This is a genomic window from Corynebacterium sp. H128, assembly GCF_037482625.1.
In the GTDB taxonomy this organism is placed as follows: Bacteria; Actinomycetota; Actinomycetes; order Mycobacteriales; family Mycobacteriaceae; genus Corynebacterium.
On the sequence record NZ_JBBHKW010000002.1, the window covers coordinates 183,754 to 204,097 of the forward strand.

Consider the following 20,344-nt stretch of genomic DNA (forward strand, 5'->3'; position numbering starts at 1 on the left):
CGGGGTTCCCCGGCCGGTTTTTGTTATGAAACAATGGGTTACATGTCCGAACCCTTTTTGATCGTCGGCCTTGGCAATCCCGGCGCACGATACGAAGCCACTCGCCACAACGTTGGCTTCATGGCTATCGACGAGGTCGCTGAAAACCACATGGGCAGCTTTAGTGTCCATAAGAAGTCGAACGCCGAAATTCTTGAAACCCGCATCGGTGACACCAAGGTGGTACTGGCGAAACCACGCACTTTTATGAACCTTTCCGGTGGCCCTATTCGGGCGCTGTGCGATTTCTTCAAAATCCCTCCCACGAACGTCATCGTCATTCATGACGAATTAGACCTGGATTTTGGCACCGTACGGCTAAAAAAAGGTGGCGGGGAAAACGGCCATAACGGCTTGCGCTCTACCTCTGCTTCTTTAGGAACCAAGGACTACCTGCGGATCAGAGTAGGTATAGGTCGCCCACCTGGACGGCAAGACCCAGCTTCCTATGTGCTCAAACCCTTCAGTCTGCAAGAGGCCGCCGCTCTCGGCGCGATCTGTGCCGATGCTGCAGAGGGCGCCACATTAATAGTGGAGCGTGGCCTCGAATTCGCGCAAAATACAATTCACGCAAAATAGCCCGCCGTCAGGCCGGGGTGTTCATCCCCTTGACCTCACAGGCGGGCTAACTGCGCTGCAGTTTCCTGCTTAAACCTCAGACAACTCGAGTCGCATCGGGCGAACCTTCGGGCGCGCCCCCGCCATCTCTTCAACGATACGGATCACCTGGTTGGAGTAACCGTACTCGTTGTCGTACCACACGTAAAGTACGAGCTGCTTGCCCTTTGCAATAGTGGCCAAGCCGTCCACGATACCCGCGTGGGTAGAACCGACGAAGTCTGTGGAAACCACCTCCGGGGACTTGATGTAGTCGATCTGTTGACGCAGCTCTGAAACCAGCGAAACCTGGCGCAGGTAATCATTCACCTCATCGACGGCTACATCGTTGACCATGTTCAGGTTCAGCACTGCCATGGAAACGTCTGGGGTAGGGACGCGAATGGAGCTACCGGTCAGCTTGCCTTCAAATTGTGGCAGTGCCTTGGAGACAGCCTTCGCGGCACCCGTCTCAGTGATCACCATGTTCAAGGTTGCGGCGCGGCCACGGCGCGCTCCCTTATGGAAATTGTCGATCAGGTTCTGATCGTTGGTGAAGGAGTGCACGGTTTCGACGTGTCCGTAGTTCACGCCCCACTTCTCATCCAGCACCTTGAGTACTGGGGTGATGGCGTTAGTGGTGCATGATGCCGCAGAAAGGATTTGGTCAGCTGGGGTGATGTCCTTTTGGTTCACTCCGTAGACGATGTTCTTGATGTCGCCCTTACCTGGCGCAGTCAGCAGTACCCGGGAGACACCCTTGGACTTCAGGTGCTGCTCCAGGCCTTCACGATCGCGCCAGCGACCGGTGTTATCCACCACGATCGCCTCGTTAATGCCGTATTCGGTGTAGTCAATTGCAGCAGGATCGGAGGAATAGATTACCTGGATCGGGGTGCCATTGGCCCAAATGATGTTGTTTTCCGGATCGATATTGATCGAGCCTTCAAAGGCACCATGGACGGAATCACGGCGCAGCAGAGATGCGCGCTTTTCAAGGTCCTGATCGCCGTTCTTGCGAACCACGATCGCCCGAAGCCGTGGGCCGTTGTACATTGCTTGGCGCGCCAGCAAGATTCGGGCCAGCAGGCGACCGATTCGGCCGAAGCCGTACAGCACGATGTCGGTCTGCGGGGTCTTGTCAGCGGTGCCGATGACGTCGTCAAGCTCGCGCTCCAAGAAGGTGCGCAGATCGCCACCCTCTGTTTCGAACTTGGTGGCCAGGGCGCCGAGATCGATGGACACGGTGCCCAAGTCCATCTCTACCAGCTCTTCCAGAATCGGCAGGGTGCGGGTGAGCGGAACCTCATGGTCCGTGATGCGACGCGCGTAGCGGTGTGCCTTGATGATGTCGATTTCCGTGGCGGTGACCAGCAGACGACCGAAGATGGAGGTGACCACGTTGCTCTCGCGGCGTAGCTTTCCGATCAGCGGGATCATCTTCTCTGCGATTTCAATTCGCTCGTTCCAGTCTTGCTGAGAAATCGGGGTCTGCTCCGTCATTGGGTCCTCCACGGTTCAAGGTTAAAAATCAGCTGTGCACTGATGACATACACAGTCGAATTTACCGGGTTTTGCTTGCCGTGTCTGGCTCCCCCTCACACAGGGCAGCCACAATTTCAGCAGCACTACCCGCGAAAGCATGTTCAACCTGCCTACCTGCCCAAGCAGCGATGTAATTTGTGTCCGAAGTAACGCTCCGAATCGGCTTCATCAAGGTGTTCACATGGGGGTAGGCCGCGGGGGCGTCAATATTGTTCCGCATGAACTCAGTTTCGATTCCGCGGGCGATTCGCCCCGAAAATGCCCGAGTAGTTGCGGTCTTCCCACCTCGGGTAACAATCTCTCGTTGCAGCTGCCCGGTACCGGCTTCGTCCGCGAGCAAAAAGGCAGTTCCGCACGCTGCGGCCCGCGCTCCCGCATCGAGGACAGCTCGGACCGCTGCAGCAGAGGTCAGACCACCTGCCGCAACCAGGGGCTTCTCGACGTCCACTGCTGCCAATAGCTCCAGCAAAGATCTCCCGTCGGGCTCTTCCGACACAGTGAGCGTTGCACGATGCCCGCCGGCTTCTGGCCCCTGGAGAACCAGGACATCTGCTCCCCGGCGCGCAGCTTCACGCGCATCCTCCGGGTTGGTGACAGTCATCCATACTTCAATTCCTGCCTCGTGTAGCCGAGCCACTTCTTCCTCGGAGAAGAGTCCAAAAGTGCAGCTGACAACGGCAGGTTGTTCTTCGCACACTACGTCGAGCTTCGCGGCGAACCCATCCGTTTCGTCTGCGCCGCGATAGTCGGGAAATTGCACGTTATGTGCCGCAAAGATGGGTGCGAGCCGTTCAGCGTAGGCATCCACCTCCAGGAATTCTGCCAGCGGCTCCTGCGGGTAAAACAGGTTTACGCCGAATCGCGGAGCCGTGACCGCTGCCAGTTGTTCTCTTAGCTTTTCGGGGCTCAGGTAGCCGGCGGCGAGAAATCCGAACCCGCCGGCGGCGGCGATGGCGTCGACAAGCTTGGGCGAGGACGGTCCGCCTGCCATTGGCGCTGCAATAATGGGCACTTCAAGGGCTTCGAGGATGGTCATGGGTTCCTTTTTAGTGATGATCCAGCTAAACCGCTATCCTTATACCCCATGAGCTCCATTGCCACCCAGGCCTCTCGCCGTCGCACCTTCGCCGTCATCGCCCACCCCGACGCTGGTAAATCCACGCTGACTGAGGCGCTGGCGCTCCACGCACATGTAATCTCTGAGGCCGGCGCTGTTCATGGCAAGGCCGGACGTAAAGCTACCGTCTCGGACTGGATGGATATGGAGAAGGAGCGCGGAATCTCTATCGGTTCCTCGGCACTGCAGTTCGAGTACGCGCCCGAGGGGCACACCGGTGAGCCATACATGATCAACTTGGTGGATACGCCGGGTCACGCCGACTTCTCCGAAGACACCTACCGCGTACTCACCGCCGTCGATGCCGCCGTCATGCTTGTCGACGCCTCCAAGGGGCTCGAGCCGCAAACCCTCAAGTTGTTCAAGGTCTGTAAGGCGCGTGGTTTACCGATCGTCACCGTGATCAACAAGTGGGACCGCCCCGGCCGCACTCCACTGGAGCTTGTCGACGAAATCGTCTCCGAAATTCAGTTGCAACCCACGCCAATGTTCTGGCCAGTCGGTGAAGCTGGCGACTTCCGTGGCCTCGCACGTATCTCACCTGATGGCGAAGTAGACGAATACATCCACTTCCTGCGCACTGCGGGCGGCTCTACCATCGCCCCCGAAGAGCACTACTCCCCTGACGAGGCAGTCTCTCGGGAGGGCGACGCGTGGGATGCATGCGTGGAAGAAATCGAGCTGATGACTATGGACGGTGCTGTCCACGACCAGGAGCTCTTCGAAAACTGCACCACCTCGCCCACCATCTTCGCCTCTGCGATGCTCAACTTCGGCGTGCACCAGATTCTGGACACGCTATGCACGCTGGCTCCATCGCCACGCGGACGGGAGTCAGATCCTGCCGTGGTCGCGGCCGCAACCGGCACTTTCGACGAACGTCGCGATATTGAAAACGATTTCTCTGGCGTCGTGTTCAAAGTGCAGGCAGGCATGGATAAGAATCACCGCGACAACCTGGCTTTCATGCGTGTTGTCTCCGGAGAGTTCGACCGCGGCATGCAGGTCACCCACGCACAATCCGGGCGCACTTTCTCCACGAAGTACGCCCTCACTGTCTTCGGCCGTACCCGCTCCACCGTTGAATCCGCATTCCCAGGTGACATTGTCGGTCTAGTGAACGCTGGCTCCCTGGCACCTGGTGACACGATTTACGAGGGCAACAAGGTGCAATTCCCGCCAATGCCTCAGTTCGCCCCAGAGCACTTCCGTACCCTCCGCGCGAAATCCCTGGGCAAGTACAAGCAGTTCCGCAAAGCACTCGACCAACTCGCCGCCGAAGGTGTCGTTCAGATCCTGCGCAATGACTTGCGTGGCGACGCCGCCCCAGTCATGGCAGCCGTCGGTCCTATGCAGTTCGAGGTCATGCAGGCGCGGATGGAAAACGAGTACAACGTGGAGACCGTCACCGAGCCCATCCCGTACTCCGTTGCCCGACGCACCGATGCGGCCTCAGCTGAAGAACTTGGCCGTCAACGCGGCGTGGAGATTTTCACCCGCACCGATGGCGAGCTGATTGCGCTCTTCGGTGACAAGTGGAAGCTCGCCTTCGTGGAAAAGGAGCACCCAGAGCTCACGATGGAGACGTTGGTAGCGGACTAGGTCGCCGATCCGGTTGGCGTCGACAAGCAGTGGAAGCCTGCGAGGTTTCGAACTCACGTCCTCAAACCACGCCGGAGGTGCGCTCTTTTGGCTGCTCATTCCGCTGCGCAAGAAGTGAGACTACGATAACCCCTGTTGCTAGGAATGCTATTACTCCATACAGCAACAGGCGCTCCGTCGCGGAGCCAATGTACTGCGAGGATAATTGCTGGGCATTAGCTGCGTGTCGGTGCATGTTGTATGCCCCGTTCAGCACTCCTAGCATCGCTGCGCTAAAGGCCATGCCGGCAATCTTCTCAATGAATGTCATCGGAAAACGAGGCGACACGGCCCCTCCTCAAGGTCGTAGTTTTACGGGCACGGGCCTCAGCATAAGGTCAGCTAGCTTATGGCGATCATCATGGACACAACGGATGCAAGCAGAATTAGCACTAGAATTGCCATATTGAGCTGCCCCGGCCAGTGCGCATAGTTAAAGCCCACGCCTAAGCCTGCTCGTTTATCGATCAGCTTTGCCGGGTCATCCTTGTTGACATAAAACATGCCCATCTTGAAGTAGTGGTCATTATCAGTCCCCTGCGGTACCCCTCTGCGATCGTTAGGAAACTTCTCTCCTGCACGATCAGCCGCAACAACAATGTAGACCAGCATTCCGATGCTTCCGAACACTGTAGCCAGCAGAGTCACAATGATGCTTGGCTTTATCCAGCTACTGTAGCTCGGAACGACCATCGCAATCCCGCCCCAGACGAGCCCAATATTCAGGACTGCGGAGAACCAGCCCATGCTAGTAACCGAAGCTGCAATGGCGGCACCGTTGCGGTGCTTACTGCGTTCACTGTTTCCGCTGCGGGCATACACCGGAAAAACTGTCATCGGGAGTGCGATGCAAACAAATAGCACTTCTAACGCGAGCGCCAACAGCGGCATCGCGAAGACGGTTCCTAAGGATTTTTCGCTCCAGGCATCAGGTTGGAATTTCTCATCGAAATGCGTCGCGAAGCTATCCGGGATCTCTGGCCAATGCGCCGAAATGACCGCAATTCCCGCGAGGATCACTACCGTTTCGATGACGAATCCGAACCAACTCACCGGGTAGCGCGGAATTCGGCTGCCGCCAACCCCAGTCACGCTTCCCGCCAACGCAGTATCAACACCGGCGAACCACTCCCCTTCCTGTTTCGCCGCCTTCAGCTGTGCACGAGCACGTAACCATAGCCCTAGCCCGAACGGGAGACCACACAGCGAAATAAGGGCAGCGGCATCCTCATTCGGGATCGCAAAGCTAAGTCCGCCAGCAACAACCGCCAGCACGCCGACCGACGCCACGAATTCGCGGCGGACCTTTTCCAAAATAGGTTCGCCGAGATATGATTCCGGCACCCGAACGCCGAATGCGATTTCCTTGGGCGTGGCATAAGGAACGATAAGGAAGGATGCCACGGACAACAGGTTCAGTAGGGCAATGAAGGCGGTCACGCAGGCAGCTCCAGTTCATCGATCGCAGCATCGATAAGCTGATGCAGTTCTTCTGGAGCCACTCCGGCCGTCTTGGCCTTAGCAACAAGTCCCCGCACGTCACGCTCGAGCAAAGTGGTATTGCCGCTAGGGTGAGCAACGACGGAGCCGGATCGACCTGTTGTGAAGATTACTCCTTCTTCCTTGAGCAAGTCATAGGCTTTTTTCACTGTCGCTGGGTTGATACCGAAGTTCATGGCTACCCCACGCACTGAATCAAGTTTGTCCCCTGGCCGCAGCTCGCCACAGGCGATGGCTACGATGATTTGATCATGCAATTGTTGATAAACCGGCGTTGCTTCCTCGGGATTGATGTACATCATCACTCGCTCCAATCTGTACCACCCCCTATAGTACAGATTCGCTGGGTGTGCACGCTAGCACCACCGCCATTCCCGGATGCAAAGCCCGCAAGGGAAGTCAAAATGCGTGGCGACGCAGTCCGCGATACTGTCCCAAGGCGGGAAGCTAAGATCTTGCACGCTACGACATAACGGCAGTGCCGCTGAGGGACGAGGTTCACTGTCTTCGCCCCACGGGCATGCCCCGTTGGCTACCCCTGTCCGCATGTTCGTAACGATTCAGCAACGTATCGTTATTAAGCGATTACTGGAGTAAATGAAGGAGTCTTAAACAAGGGCATGCACGGTTTTCTTTATGCGGCGGGTCATTTCGCGTACCTGCGCCGGTGGTTGGTGTGCACTGTATGGCTCATCGTTACTGTTGGCGCGGTCAGCATCGCCAGTCTGAGCGCGCAACCTCTCTCCCGCGCGTTCGATATTCCCGACATGCCCAGCGTGGCTACACGCGAAGAGACTGATGTGCACTTCCCGCCGTCGATAGGCGAGCCTGTCTTGGTTGGCAAGGTGGTCGTGCAGGTACCTGAGGGCAGCACGCTTGACGACGCCGCCAGCCAGGACACCTTGCGCCGTATGATCGCTGAGTTGCAGGCTGACCCCGCCCTCAACGATTCCTTCGAAATTGCAAGCCCGCAGCAGTCCGCTGACAAGTTGCGCTCACGCATGTACGAGGAGAAGTCGAAACTCGGCTATCCCGCCAGCATGATCGAGGGCGATTTCCGTGCAGCTAGCCCAGTAAATAGCCGCAAAGACACCGGCATTTTCGAGCTCAACTATCCTCCTGGCGCCGATCTGAAACAGGCGCGCAAGATCCTAGACTCCTACGATGCTCCCGAGTTTCAGGTGGCTTATTACGGCGATGCATTCACTGGCGACGACACTCTTTCCATGAGTTCCGAGCTGCTGGGATTCGCGGTGGCGGCCTTGGTCCTCATGGCAACATTTGGTTCCCTGCTGGCAGCGGGAATGCCACTGATCACCGCTTTCATCGGCGTCATTCTTGGCCTATCCGGTGTCATGATCGCCTCGCATTTCACCAGCGCCATCAACTTTTTGACGCCTTCACTAGCAACCATGATCGGCATCGCGGTGGGAGTCGATTACGCACTGTTCATCGCAGCACGGTTCCGGAGCGAGCTGGTTAGACAGATTGGCAATAACCTCACCCCGGATCAGCTTCGATCCGGCATGAAGCTGCTCTCAAAGGAACAACGCGCACATGCGATGGGGATCGCCACTTCGACTGCTGGTCGCTCCGTTGTATTCGCCGGGCTCACCGTATTTATCGCGCTTGCCTCGCTCACCGTCATTGGAATCCCTTTCCTGACCGCCCTGGCGCACGCTGCTGCTGCTACCGTCGCGCTCGCTGTCCTCGTGGCGCTAACCCTGCTCCCGGCGCTGTTCGGAGCACTGGGTAAACGTGCATTCGCTGGCCGGGTTCCTTTCTTCAAGGCTCCAGACCCCGAGGATGAACAACCCACACTAGGGCTGTCATGGATCCGTCTGATCAGGGCTTATCCGCTGCGATTCTTAGCACCCAGCGTGCTCCTTCTGCTGGCGTGTGCGATCCCAGCGGTGGGCATGCAGCTAGCCATGCCCACGGATTCTTCCACCCCGCTACACACGCCGACCCGACGCGCTGCGGACATGGTGGAATCTGGTTTCGGCCCAGGCCGCGACTTTCCCATGCTCGCCCTTGTCGATGCGTCAATGCTGCCGGAAAAGGAGCGCAAACAAGCCCTGCTCTCCACAGCCCAATCCATCAAGAAGGTCGAGGGCGTGGCACACGTCCAGCCGACCCGCGCCACCTCGAATCTTGCGGCGGTGGAGCTGCTGATCACCACCCAGTATTCCGCGACTGACCACCGCGCGGCGCAGACGCTGGACAGATTGCGGGCGCAGGAGGCGTCGACAAGCGTGCGCTATGGAATCACCGGTATGACGCCTGTGTTCGTTGACCTTTCCCAGCGTCTTTCGGATGCGCTTCTGCCCTACATTTCACTGGTGCTGGTGTTGGCATTCCTCACCCTCATCGCAGTATTTCGTTCGCTGTGGGTGCCGCTCATCGCCACGGCTGGCTTTTTACTCTCCATCGCCGCCACCTTTGGCATCACAGTGGCGTTGTTCCAAGAGGGGTGGTTTGGGCTTGTCGACGACCCCCAGCCGCTCATCTCGTTTCTGCCGATCATCCTGATAGGTCTGGTTTTCGGCCTCGCGATGGATTACCAGGTGTTCTTGGTGTCCCGTATGCGTGAGGGCTGGGAAGCTGGAAAATCTGCAGCTGATGCCGTATCCAACGGTTTCAAGCACAGCGCCCGTGTGGTTACTTCGGCCGCCCTCATCATGATCGCGGTGTTCGCTTCGTTCATGTTCCACGATGCTGTCTTCATCAAAACGATGGGCTTCGCCCTAGCCGTCGCTGTATTCTTTGATGCCTTCATCGTCCGGATGACTATCATCCCAGCACTGATGTTCCTACTTGGCGAACGCGCTTGGCGGCTTCCCTTGGCAGCTCAAGAAGCTCGTCCCCCGCAGCTAAAGGTGGAAAACGCCCATCAGGATGAGCACCACAGCCACAAAGTACCCAGCAAAAGCTGACACCTGCGTCTGATGTTCGCGGGCCCATTCAAATCCGCGGCCCGCCGGGCTCTCTGGGTACTTACGCACAAATCCCACCAGGATCGCGGTCAACGCCGGCAAGCTCAGCGCAAGCGTTGCATACAGCACTAGCGTGGTGTACTTGATCAGCGAGGAAAAACCGCTCGCGCTCAGATACGCTAACCCGCCGAAAAACGGCACCGAGGTGAAAGACTGCACTACGCCGAGCACAAAGCCAGTCAGGACCGTTTTCACGGAGGGTGCTCGCAGCGGATCCAGAATCTTTTGAATCAACCCGGAGGAGTCTCCGCCCCGCATCGTCAGAACCGCACCCAGCACGCCAGTGGCGATCAGCAAAATACCAAAAACGGGAGAATCGAGGATGTTCTTGACCTTAGACTCCACCAAGTTGAAAAGAAGCAGGGTAGGGATGGACGCCACAAAGACTCCCAACCAGTCGCCGCCAACGAGTAGCGCCGCCACTTGCGGGTATTTCGCTCTGGGGCCGAGCACCACACCGATGGCGACAATGACCCCGATCAGCAGCACATTGACGGAATCCATCAAGGCAAAACTCAACGCATGAAGCACTAAGGCACGCTCCGAATTGTAGGAGAAACTAAACTATTGAAACTGATTCTACCCACCCCGCATGTAGCGACTCCGCTACTGATATGGTTTTCACCAAACGACCCCAAAGAACACAATATTGAGGAAATAAAGTGAGCAGGAGAGAAGACAAAAAGGCGGAAACCAAATTCGCCTTGGCGCGGGCTGCAGCTAATCTGACCATTGCGTCCGGAATCGATGGCGCAACAGTCGCGGAAATTGCGAAGAACGCCCACGTTTCCACCAGAACCTTCCACAATTATTTTGACACTCGAGACGACGCTCTGCGTTTCTACATGCAGTGCGCGATCCATCAGTATGGCGAAGCCATCGAGCGTGCTCCCAAAGAACTTAATCTCCTCGACACGGTTGAATACATCATGCTCAACTCTATCCGTGAAGACGACGAAAACTTGGAAAGCGTCGCCAAGCTATTCGCCCTCGGTCAGCAGTATGAACTACTCAAGTTCAACCCGAATGACCCGGAAATCGCGGAGATCACCGGTTGTGTCCAGTCGCTTTACCGTAAGCGCTACCCGGAAATGGCCCCTTATCAAGTCGACCTGATCACCATCATTTCTACCCAGTCGCTAGCTGCCTTGCTCATCCAGTTCCTACATGGTGGACTCCTGGAACGAAGCACCGCCAACGCCGAGCGACTCATTAAAGACTGCGTGAACATTTTGCGCGTTGGTTTCGCGGAAGCACTACACTCCAAGTAATGAACCACTTGGAGTCGCCTACCTCCCTCGCAGACATCGCGGTTGATGGCGCTGTGAAGCAGGCGCTGATCGACGCCCAGTTCAGCGCACTCCTGGGCCCAGTTACCGCCACCGAGGTCGCACAGGTCAGCGAGCTAGGCTTCGAGGTGCGCTACGCTGCTTCCGGCCGATCCGACATGACTTTCCCAGCCCTCAAAGTAGCGGAGCTAGCTGCTGATGGATGGCTATGGACGTCGCCACGCATGCAGGCAGCAGCGGAAGCCTTCGGCATTCCGGAGTTGTGGGGACAGCAGCCCGCGGAACACCCAAGCTTCGTTCGAGCAGCCCGCACCCTCCATGACGGCGCCCCGGTCCAGCGCGCTCCCCTGCCCGACGGCCGAGAGGTGATTTTGGCGCTGGAACCACAACTCCCGGCCGTCCCACCAGCAGATGCCTTCTTGTTCGCTGCGGGACTGCCCGCTACCACTGCTGCGCGCGCTATTACCGCCTACGCTGTCACCTCTCATGCAGATGTTTCCAGCCTCCTGCTCGACATGGAAATTCCCTACGACCTGCTCGGCGGCATGCTTCTCGACGACATCCGCGCCGATGCCGCGTACCTCTCAATAGAGAACCAACTGCTTTTCGATGCCCTCGTCCCGCATCAACCAGGAAATCTTCATTTCCCCAACAACACTGCCGAATTCACCACGCCACGCGGTCCACTCACCGCGACCGCAAGCGTGGTAGCTACCGTCACTGGTGGAACATGGACGTGGGCGTGGGCTGACACCCGCCTGCCGCTTTCTGCACTTGGCGCTGCCAACAACGTGCGCGCCTTTGGCTTCGCTAACCGGATTCCGGCATTGTGCACTGCCTCCCTTCCGGTGGAACGGGCGCAGGCCTGGGGGTTAGAAAGCGTGGTCAAACCGATTCTCGGCGTCTGGACGCATTCATTCATTCCGCTAACTGCCGACACCTACGCAGTGGCGTTAATCTCCCACCCTGCTGTGCAGCTACCGCCACCTACCCCGGAGGCAGTTCGTGCCGTGTTGGACACCACCCTGCCCGCGCGGATAGCTAAGGAACGTGCGTTGGCAGCCTATGCGCATGCACGCGGGTTAGGTCGAAGCGGCGACAACCTCACGGTCGCTGGCACTCCCGTTGCCTCGGCTTAGGACAGAACTTCCCGGTACTGAGTCGGGTCCACATGGGAGGCACGCTCCGGTGTGAACTGTGGGTTTCGATCCTTGTCCACCAGCACTGCGCGCACGCCTTCCACAAAGTTCGGCTGACGGCGCAACACCGAACCAATGGCATATTCATTGTGCAAGCCCTTCTCCAGGCTCACTGCCTGCTCATTCGCCGTGTAGAGTTCGGTAGTTGCTACGACGGATGCAGGATTCGCATTGCTCATGTTCTCTCGCACCAGATCCACAAATTCGGCGTTTTCACATGCTTCCAACGCTGCTTCGACTTCCTCCCACGTGTCATGTCCGAAACAATCCTCGATTTCCGGCAGGAAGCGCTTGAGTTGAGAAGCCTCCTCGAATGGCTCGGCGTACTTTTCCAGTGCTTCATCAATCGACTCAGCAATGACCATGGCACTGAAATCTGTGATGTTTCCGCTCGGCACAAAATGCGTTGCTAGCCCAGTAAACAGCAAGTCTGCTGGGCTCAGCCGGTAGCCCGTCACACCGATGAACTTAGCGACGGCAGGCAGTGGCCGCCCCTCTTGGCTCTCCACATTCAAGCTCATATAGGACACCCCGACATCTGGCACGAAGCCGATTGTCACCTCAGGCATCGCGGCAACCACTTTCTCGCTGATAACCCGGTGGCTGCCGTGCACGCTGAGCCCCAGGCCACCGCCCATGACCACGCCATTGATCACTGAAACATAAGGCTTCGGGAAGTTCGCAATCTGCGCATTCATCGTGTACTCGAGTTGCAGGAATCGATCTCCCCAGTCGTGATCGCCAGCTACCGCTTTGTCACGTACCAGTTTGATGTCTCCACCAGCACAGAATGCTCGCTCAGACCCAGAAATCAGCACCACTCGATGCACCTCAGGATCCTCACGCCATTCTTCCAACGCAGCAGAAATGATCTCAACCATTTCAAAATCAATGGCGTTGAGCGCCTTAGGCCGATTGAGCTCAATAACCCCCGTGGAGGCACGAGTGTAGGTCAAAGCATGAGGTGCGCGTTCGATGTTGTCCATATCCCAAAGTTTGCCACATCAGGGAGCCTCGGGCAGTGGGCTTGAGAGGTGAAGATTACGGGTCGGGTTGTTTGTGGCGCCGGCGCGGCTCCGCTCCTACTCCGCTCCGCTTCCCCCTCCGCGAACCCCTTTTGCCGAACTTACCTGGATGTCGCTGATTTCCAATAACAGCGACCTGCAAACCTCGGCAAAAGGGGTTCCGCGATTCGCCGTAAAACGCACGATGCCCGCCACCAGGGCGGGCATTCGCTTCGAACAACTACTTCTTTTTCTTCTTTGGCTTCTTGGCCTTCGTCTCTTCTTCGATTCGCTCGGCTTCCAGCTTGGCGGCCACGTCTGGGACGTATCGGAAATCTGAGCGTGGCGGACGAACATAATCGTTGGTGGACTCAGGTCGGTCCGGAATCTCGGGCAGTGGGCGCTCGATTTTCTCGTAAGGAATTGAAGATAGCAAGTGATTGATAACGTTGATGCGGGATCGCTTCTTATCTTCGGATTCCACTGTGTACCAAGGCGCGGACGGGATATCCGTATGGATGAACATTTCATCCTTAGCCCGGGAGTAATCTTCCCAACGAGTAATAGACTGCAGATCCATGGGGGACAGCTTCCAGCGGCGCAGTGGATCATTAAGCCGTGACTTGAAGCGTTTTACTTGTTCTTCGTCTGAGACTGAGAACCAGTACTTGCGCAGCAGGATGCCATCCTCGACGAGGAGTCGCTCGAAGATGGGTGCTTGGTGCAGGAAGCGTCGGTATTCCTGGGAGGTGCAGAACCCCATCACCCGTTCCACGCCACCTCGGTTGTACCAAGAACGGTCAAAGATGACGATTTCGCCGGCAGTAGGAAGCTTTTCTACGTACCGCTGGAAGTACCACTGTCCCTGCTCGCGGGAGTTCGGTGCTGGGAGCGCCTCGATGCGACAGGTACGTGGGTTGAGGTATTGGGTGATCCGCTTGATTGCGGAGCCTTTGCCAGCAGCATCTCGCCCCTCCATGATGATGACCACGCGGGCGCCAGTTTCAACAACCCACTGCTGCATCTCAACAAGCTCAGCTTGCAGGCGCTTCAGTTCGGCTTCGTAGGCTTCTTTGGAAAGCTTCGGTGGTTTGACTGCGTCCTTTTTTCCCATAACTACCAGCCTACTTGCCTAGCACACCGCATCTGAAATTCTGGGAAAGGCTAGCGTTCGACCTTAAACTCGGCCATTTCATCCCACTCCCGTTTGCCCGGAATAGCGGTGTTAATAATGGTCGGAGTTTTCGCCAGCAGCTTCGGCATATCCACGCAGGCTTGTTTGAAGTGCTCGGAGCCTACATGGGCCTCCGCGGCATCATCTTCAAATCCTTCCACGAGGATGAACACATCCGGTTCATCGGTGGACTTGTACCACTCAAAGAAGAGGCAACCTGCCTCGGCGCGGGTGGCGTTGGTAAACGCTGCGACCTCATCACGGAAGCTATCGACGAATTCTGGGCGCACTTTGTATTCCACGTTGATTAGGATCATGCGCTCAAGCGTAGCGACAAATCGTTGACACGTCGAAGCCATGGCCTCGCTTAAGTATTCGAAGAACCGCAATACGCTGCAACATAGCGCGGGTTCAGACTGCAAAGAATTAGAACTCTCTAACTCCTATTTTCGAATGACCTCAAAAGATGTCTGTTGCCATCTTTAGTGTTATCGCTATTCCAAAAAGAGGCCGCATTCCGCCGCCCGGACTACCCAAGGAGCACTGAGCATCATGACTTTCTCCCAGCCACAGCAACCAATTGAATCATTCAACCAGTACCATCCTCAGCAAGGCGTACCATCAGGCAACAAACTTGCTCCCAAGAAGAAGGGCGGCTGCCTGAGATGGGGAGCGATTGTTGGCGGCGTGCTCTTCCTTGCCGCTGCCTGCAACGCGGTCATGGGCGGCGCAGAAAACACAACGAGTCCCACCTCCACCAGCAGCACAGTCGCTGTGTATACGCCAGCACAAATTGCCCAAGCGCCAAGCAAGGAAACAACACCCGTTGAAAACACGGAGGTGGCCGTCGTCGACAAGCCAGCGAAGGACGATCCCGCTAGCGCCGTTCCTGCGCCAGCCAAGCCTCTTTCCCGCCAGCAGGAAACCCCGAAAGCCAGCGCTGAGGAACGTTCTGCACTCCGGAAGGCGGAATCCTATTCGAAGATGATGCACATGTCTAAGGCTGGTATTTACGATCAGCTGACGAGCCAGTACGGAGAACAATTCTCTCCGGAGGCCGCACAATACGCAGTGGAGAACCTACAGGCAGACTACAAGAAGAATGCCTTGGAGAAAGCAAAGACTTACCTATCTCAGATGAGCATGTCACCAAGCGCAATCTACGACCAGCTAACTTCCCAGTACGGTGAGCAGTTCACTGCGGAAGAAGCTCAGTATGCGGTGGATAACCTAGCACCTTAGGCAGTTACTCCAACTCCTCCCCGAGCTCCATCCACTGCATCTCCAGCTCTTCGAGCTCAGCGTTAACCGCCTGCAGCGCTGTGCTGAGCTCGGTGAGCTTCTCGGTTTCCATGTCCGCAGCAGCCACAGCCATGTCATCATTCAGTGACGCTACGCGTGAGCGCAGCTTATCCATTTTTCTTTCCAGCGCATTCATTTCCTTCTGTATTTTGCGCTGAGTGGCCGAATCGACCTTCGGAGCCTCCCGCACCACCTCGGACTTCTCACCCAAGTCGATCACGCCACCTTCTAAAGAGGCAGCCGTTGCACGCCGACGCAGATACTCCTCAATACCACCCGGAAGGTTGGTGAGCTTGCCGTCACCAAACAACGCCCAGGTGGAGTCACATACCCGCTCGATAAGATAGCGATCGTGGGAGATCACTACGAGGGTGCCTGGCCAGCCATCCAACAGGGATTCCAGCTCCTGCAGGGTGTCAATGTCCAGGTCATTCGTCGGTTCATCTAAGAGCAACACGTTTGGTTCCGCCATGAGCACTCGAGTCAGCTGCAGCCGGCGTCGTTCGCCACCAGAAAGATCCCCGACTGGGGTGCGCTGACGCTTAGCGGAAAAACCGAGACGCTCTGCCAGCTGTGAGGCGGAAATTTCCTTCTTGCCGATGGTCACGTAGCTAGCTATCTGCTCCACGGCGTCGAGAAGCCGCAGTGTCGGGTCCAGGTCATCAAGTTCCTGACGCAGCCACCCCAAGGATACGGTCTTCCCCTCAATACGCCGGCCGGCATTCAGCGGATGCTCCCCCGCAAGCGTGCGCAGCAGGGTAGTTTTTCCGGAACCGTTAACGCCGACCAGACCAATGCGCTCGCCCGGCGCGAGGCGCCAGGTTAGATCTTCTGCAAGGATCCGACCATCCGGTGCGCTCACAGTCGCATCTTCGAGCTCGATTACTACCTTGCCTTGTCGCTTTTTAGAAAAAGCCATGAGTTCAACCGAATCGCGTGGGGCCGGTACGTCTGAGATCAGAGCTTCTGCCGATTCGATACGGTAGCGAGGCTTGGAGGTACGCGCTGGGGCACCGCGACGCAGCCACGCGAGTTCTTTGCGGGCCAGGTTCTGCCGACGTTGTTCGATGGCATCCGCCTGACGGGAGCGCTCGGCGCGGGCGAAGGTCCAATCGTTGTAGCCACCTTCATAGGTATCAACAACGCCGTCATGTACTTCCCAAGTCTTGGTTGCCACCGTGTCCAGGAACCAGCGGTCGTGTGTGACTACCACGAGCGCCATCTTTGCGTTCAGCAGATAGGATGCCAGCCATTGCACACCCTCAACATCCAGGTGGTTGGTCGGCTCGTCCAGAATAATGAGGTCCAGTTCCTGCACAAGCGCAGCGGCCAGATTCACTCGTCGCCGCTCACCACCAGACAAATTGGATACCAGCGTATCCAGCCCGAGGTCGACGATCCCTAGCCCGCCCAACACCTCGCGCACCGCAGCATTGGATGCCCATTCGAAGGTCTGCAATCCCAGCGGTGCGAGCACCGCTTCTGCCACCGTGTGCTGTGGGTCCAGCTCCGCGCGCTGCGTAACGACGGCCATTCTTAGGCCACTATTGTGCGAGACCCGCCCCTGATCTGGCGGTTCGATGCCGGTAAGCACTTCGAGCAAGGTGGTTTTACCACCACCATTGAGTCCGACGACGCCTATGCGCTCACCAGATTGAACCCCCAGCGATACCCCATCAAGCAGGGTCTTCAAGCCAAAGGACTTGGATACATTTTCGAGATTGATCAGGTTTGCCATGGTGACAGCCAATTCTAGTGCATAGGCACCCCCGATTCGCTATTGCAACTTCTTTTCAGTTACATTAATGATCATGACTACCACTAATATGAAAGCATTCGGAAGCGCGCTTGCGCTCTCGACTTTGCTCACCGCATGCTCGGCTCCAGAAGTCGACAGCCCTACCGCAGAGCTACCTGCACTGGGGCAGCCGCTCAGCGAAACCATGTCAGCCTCGCCCCGCATCCTCATCAGCCACCAAGGCGGGCTAATCACCCTCGATGAAAAGAGCGGCACAATCCTCCACCAGGTAGATCAACCCGGGTTCTACCGGCTCGCTGGCGCAGGGGACGGACGACACATCATGGTGACGAATGGCAACGAATTCCAGGTCTATGACGCAGCCATTTCAGAACAGCCACATGGCGACCATTCCCACTACTACGCTGGCACCCCGGCGCTCACCTCAGCTTCCTTCACGGCAGCCCACGCGGGCCACGTGGTCACCCATGCCGGCAAGACGGCCTTGTTTGCCGACGGCTCAGGAGAGGTGCAGACTTTTGATCCGATGACATTGGCGGACGCGAAGCCACAAGCGGTGAAATCCTCGGTCGGCGAGGCACACCACGGCGTCGCCGTCCCGCTGTCTGACGGCAGCATGCTCCATACCAAGGGCACTGAGAAGGAACGTCACACCATCGTTCAGATCAAAGATGGGAAAGAGAGCGCGGTAACCACTGACTGCCCCGGCGTCCACGGCGAAGCAACCACGATGAGAGACACCGTAGTCTTCGGCTGCACAAATGGACCCATCATTTTCCGTGACGGACAATTCCACAAGATTCCTGCCGCGGGATATCAACGCAACGGCAACCTTGCTGGCAGTCCGGTATCGCCGATCGTTCTCAGTGATGAGAAAGTGGACAAAGATGCTGATGCGGAACACCCAACCAAAGTAGCTCTCATTGACTCAGAGAACAGCAGCTACCGTAGCGTCGAGCTTGGGTCTTCCTATTGGTTCCGCTCGCTCGCACGGGGCCCGAAAGGCGAAGCACTAGTACTGACCTACAACGGTGAGCTGAATGTCATCGATCAGGAAACTGGTGAAGTAACCAAGAAGATCCCGGCAATTTCAGCGTGGGAAGAAAAGGAAAACTGGCAGGAGCCAGGACCAATCTTGCAGGTAGCAGGTGAGAAAGCCTACGTCACCGACGCTGCCAACAAGAAGCTTGTAGTTATTGACCTAGTGAGCGGAAAAGTGGAAAAGCAAATCCAGCTTGAAGTTGCTCCAGTGGAAATGTCCATCGCAACTGGCAAGGCTCCGAACCTAGAGGAAGCGCGCGCACCACACCGCCATTAGGCGTCATGCCAGTTCTGCCCCTGCCGCCGGCCCTTGTGCGATAGCGGTGGCAGTGGCGACTCCGGCGTCGATAAGCGCCTCGGCAACCTCGGCAGCCTGTGTCTGCGATTCACACAAAAATGCGCAGGTAGGACCCGAGCCGGATACGACTCCGGCCAAGGCGCCCGCATCCACCCCTACTCGCAGCGTGCGCCGCAGCTCCGGCAGCAGTGAAAGTGCCGGAGCCTGGAGATCATTCGCCAAATGTTGTGCCACTTCGCGCGCATCACCACTCAAGAGCGCCGTACTCAATGCATCCACGGAACCGGCCCGAGCCAAGTCCGGCCGAGCAGCCCGCATTTCGTCGAGTTTTCCGAATACCCTCGGGGTGGAAAGTCCCGCGGAATTGAAAGCCAATGCCCAGTGGAAAGTTCCGCGGCTGAGCATCGGAACTAACTGCTCGCCCCGCCCAGTACCCAGCATGGTTCCACCTAACAGAGTAAACGGAACGTCGGATCCGAGCTGCGCCGCAATCTCGAGGAGCTCTTCTTGGCTGAGGCGCGTGCCGTAGGATTCCAGCACCTTGTTCATGACCAATAGTGCCGTCGCCGCATCAGCGGAACCGCCTGCCATGCCGCCCGCAGTGGGAATGCCCTTGTTTAGGGTGAGCTCTAGCATCGGCACTGGGGCGCCGCCACGTGCACGGTGCTTTTCGACGACCATGTCGACCGCCCGCCACACCAGGTTATCTGGAGTGGTCGGAACCTCCGCGGCTCCAAGACCAATGACTTCCAGCCCGCGCACCACGCTGCCCGACTGGGGTGGAGAATCACCATCAATTGAGGTCACGGTGAGTTCATCCGCGAGGGAAAGCGACTGGAATACGGTGCAGAGTTCGTGGAAGCCATCCTCGCGGGCATCACCGACACCAAGATGCAGGTTCACCTTGGCATGCCCGCGTCCGCGTACCGATGTCATCGCGCAACCCCCGCAAGCCGAACAAAGTCAGTCACGCTGAGTTTTTCGCCCCGCAGGCTCGGCGCTATACCTGCTGACCGGAGTGCCTGCTCTGAGGCCTCTCCCCCACCGAAATACCCGGACAGCGCTGCGCGTAGCGTCTTGCGTCGCTGTGCAAAGGCCGCATCGATCACTGGGAATACCTGCTTCCGGGTGGCATCGTCGAGAGGCCAAGGTTCAGTTCCTGGCGCAAAACGATCAATACGCACCAGGCCCGATTCAATCTTCGGCGCAGGCCAGAACACGTTCTTTCCGATTGACCCTGCACGGCGAACATCACCGTAAAACGCTGCTTTCACGCTGGGTACCCCGTAGATCTTGGAACCAGGCTGTGCCGCCAATCGATCCGCGACTTCCGCCTGCACCATGACCAAAACACGCTTGATGGAAGGAAACTCTGCCAACAGGTGCAGGAGCACGGGGACAGAAACGTTGTAGGGGAGGTTTGCTACCAAGGCAGTCGGCTCCGGCGCACCCGCATCCCGGAAATCCTGGGCACTGATATGCAGCGCGTCCTTCAAAATGATGCGCAAATTCTCTTGGTATTCCGATGCCCGGCTCGCGACGGTGTTCGGGAGCTCTGCTGCAAGCCGCGGATCAATTTCCACCGCAGTGACATCAGCTACGGCATCCAACAGCGCCAGTGTCAGCGAGCCCAAGCCTGGCCCCACCTCAACCACATGATCGCTTTCATTAACGTCCGCAGCAGCAACGATCATGCGCACGGTATTGGGATCATGCACGAAGTTCTGCCCCAACTTTTTCGTCGGGGTGACATCCAGTTTCTCGGCAAGCTGCCGGATTTCTACTGGTCCTAAAAGACTGGCTGTGGGGTGGGATTCCATAAGAATAAAGAGTATCCCAATGC

19 protein-coding genes are annotated in these 20,344 nt (G+C 57.4%); 7 read left to right on the forward strand and 12 right to left on the reverse strand.

Annotated features, from left to right (window positions below; translation table 11 throughout):
* Positions 1–33 precede the first annotated feature (33 nt).
* Positions 34–618 carry an aminoacyl-tRNA hydrolase gene (pth, locus tag WG915_RS02790; RefSeq protein ID WP_339563839.1) on the forward strand — a complete coding sequence of 195 codons (585 nt, stop codon included), beginning with the start codon at positions 34–36 and terminating at the stop codon, positions 616–618.
* Positions 619–687: 69 nt separating this feature from the next.
* Here pth and WG915_RS02795 read toward each other — a convergent pair whose 3' ends face one another.
* Positions 688–2,139, reverse strand: a complete 1,452-nt coding sequence (locus WG915_RS02795; RefSeq protein WP_339563840.1) for a glyceraldehyde-3-phosphate dehydrogenase — start codon at positions 2,137–2,139, stop codon at positions 688–690.
* Positions 2,140–2,200: 61 nt separating this feature from the next.
* Positions 2,201–3,217, reverse strand: coding sequence for a nitronate monooxygenase (locus WG915_RS02800; RefSeq protein WP_339563841.1), 1,017 nt, complete (start codon positions 3,215–3,217; stop codon positions 2,201–2,203).
* A gap of 48 nt (positions 3,218–3,265) precedes the next feature.
* Here WG915_RS02800 and WG915_RS02805 point away from each other — a divergent pair, with 48 nt between their 5' ends.
* Positions 3,266–4,900 carry a peptide chain release factor 3 gene (locus WG915_RS02805; protein WP_339563842.1) on the forward strand — a complete coding sequence of 545 codons (1,635 nt, stop codon included), beginning with the start codon at positions 3,266–3,268 and terminating at the stop codon, positions 4,898–4,900.
* Between the two features lie 61 nt (positions 4,901–4,961).
* Here the strand turns inward: WG915_RS02805 and WG915_RS02810 are convergent, their stop codons facing one another.
* The 3 genes from WG915_RS02810 to WG915_RS02820 are packed head-to-tail and all read right to left on the reverse strand — an operon-like array spanning position 4,962 to position 6,741.
* Positions 4,962–5,228: a hypothetical protein gene (locus WG915_RS02810; RefSeq protein WP_339563843.1), complete on the reverse strand. Its 267-nt coding sequence runs from the start codon at positions 5,226–5,228 to the stop codon at positions 4,962–4,964.
* Between the two features lie 53 nt (positions 5,229–5,281).
* Positions 5,282–6,379, reverse strand: coding sequence for a DUF1648 domain-containing protein (locus WG915_RS02815; RefSeq protein WP_339563844.1), 1,098 nt, complete (start codon positions 6,377–6,379; stop codon positions 5,282–5,284).
* On the reverse strand, positions 6,376–6,741 hold the full coding sequence (locus WG915_RS02820; protein ID WP_339563845.1) for a GntR family transcriptional regulator: 366 nt from the start codon (positions 6,739–6,741) through the stop codon (positions 6,376–6,378). Before WG915_RS02820 ends, WG915_RS02815 begins: the two co-directional genes overlap by 4 nt.
* A gap of 318 nt (positions 6,742–7,059) precedes the next feature.
* On the opposite strand from WG915_RS02820, the gene WG915_RS02825 reads away from it, so the two are divergent.
* The gene (locus WG915_RS02825) at positions 7,060–9,375 is read left to right on the forward strand and encodes an MMPL family transporter (protein WP_339563846.1); all 2,316 of its coding nucleotides are present in this window, start codon (positions 7,060–7,062) and stop codon (positions 9,373–9,375) included.
* Here the strand turns inward: WG915_RS02825 and WG915_RS02830 are convergent.
* Complete coding sequence (locus WG915_RS02830; RefSeq protein ID WP_339563847.1) at positions 9,313–9,966, reverse strand: hypothetical protein; 654 nt, start codon at positions 9,964–9,966, stop codon at positions 9,313–9,315. The two genes, WG915_RS02825 and WG915_RS02830, sit on opposite strands and share 63 nt — an antisense overlap.
* Before the next feature lie 131 nt (positions 9,967–10,097).
* On the opposite strand from WG915_RS02830, the gene WG915_RS02835 reads away from it, so the two are divergent.
* Complete coding sequence (locus WG915_RS02835; protein ID WP_339563848.1) at positions 10,098–10,706, forward strand: TetR/AcrR family transcriptional regulator; 609 nt, start codon at positions 10,098–10,100, stop codon at positions 10,704–10,706.
* Entirely contained in the window at positions 10,706–11,863 is a 1,158-nt protein-coding gene (locus tag WG915_RS02840; protein WP_339563849.1) for a DUF6882 domain-containing protein, read from the forward strand. Before WG915_RS02835 ends, WG915_RS02840 begins: the two co-directional genes overlap by 1 nt.
* Here WG915_RS02840 and WG915_RS02845 read toward each other — a convergent pair.
* The 3 genes from WG915_RS02845 to WG915_RS02855 form a co-directional block, all read right to left on the reverse strand.
* The gene (locus tag WG915_RS02845; RefSeq protein WP_339563850.1) at positions 11,860–12,909 is read right to left on the reverse strand and encodes a 3-hydroxyisobutyryl-CoA hydrolase; all 1,050 of its coding nucleotides are present in this window, start codon (positions 12,907–12,909) and stop codon (positions 11,860–11,862) included. The two genes, WG915_RS02840 and WG915_RS02845, sit on opposite strands and share 4 nt — an antisense overlap.
* Positions 12,910–13,168: 259 nt before the next feature.
* Complete coding sequence (gene ppk2 / locus WG915_RS02850; RefSeq protein ID WP_445227773.1) at positions 13,169–14,050, reverse strand: polyphosphate kinase 2; 882 nt, start codon at positions 14,048–14,050, stop codon at positions 13,169–13,171.
* Positions 14,051–14,091: 41 nt separating this feature from the next.
* Entirely contained in the window at positions 14,092–14,418 is a 327-nt protein-coding gene (locus tag WG915_RS02855) for a putative quinol monooxygenase (RefSeq protein WP_339563852.1), read from the reverse strand.
* Between the two features lie 235 nt (positions 14,419–14,653).
* On the opposite strand from WG915_RS02855, the gene WG915_RS02860 reads away from it, so the two are divergent.
* Positions 14,654–15,343, forward strand: a complete 690-nt coding sequence (locus WG915_RS02860; protein WP_339563853.1) for an Ltp family lipoprotein — start codon at positions 14,654–14,656, stop codon at positions 15,341–15,343.
* A gap of 4 nt (positions 15,344–15,347) precedes the next feature.
* Here the strand turns inward: WG915_RS02860 and WG915_RS02865 are convergent, their stop codons facing one another.
* On the reverse strand, positions 15,348–17,141 hold the full coding sequence (locus WG915_RS02865; protein ID WP_339563854.1) for an ABC-F family ATP-binding cassette domain-containing protein: 1,794 nt from the start codon (positions 17,139–17,141) through the stop codon (positions 15,348–15,350).
* Between the two features lie 73 nt (positions 17,142–17,214).
* On the opposite strand from WG915_RS02865, the gene WG915_RS02870 reads away from it, so the two are divergent.
* Positions 17,215–18,480, forward strand: coding sequence for a hypothetical protein (locus WG915_RS02870; protein ID WP_339563855.1), 1,266 nt, complete (start codon positions 17,215–17,217; stop codon positions 18,478–18,480).
* Positions 18,481–18,483: 3 nt separating this feature from the next.
* Here the strand turns inward: WG915_RS02870 and WG915_RS02875 are convergent, their stop codons facing one another.
* Together WG915_RS02875 and rsmA are read right to left on the reverse strand one after the other, a co-directional pair.
* A complete protein-coding gene (locus WG915_RS02875) occupies positions 18,484–19,437 on the reverse strand; it encodes a 4-(cytidine 5'-diphospho)-2-C-methyl-D-erythritol kinase (RefSeq protein WP_339563856.1) in 954 nt (317 codons plus the stop codon).
* Positions 19,434–20,321, reverse strand: a complete 888-nt coding sequence (rsmA, locus tag WG915_RS02880) for a 16S rRNA (adenine(1518)-N(6)/adenine(1519)-N(6))-dimethyltransferase RsmA (protein ID WP_339563857.1) — start codon at positions 20,319–20,321, stop codon at positions 19,434–19,436. Before rsmA ends, WG915_RS02875 begins: the two co-directional genes overlap by 4 nt.
* Positions 20,322–20,344 lie beyond the last annotated feature (23 nt).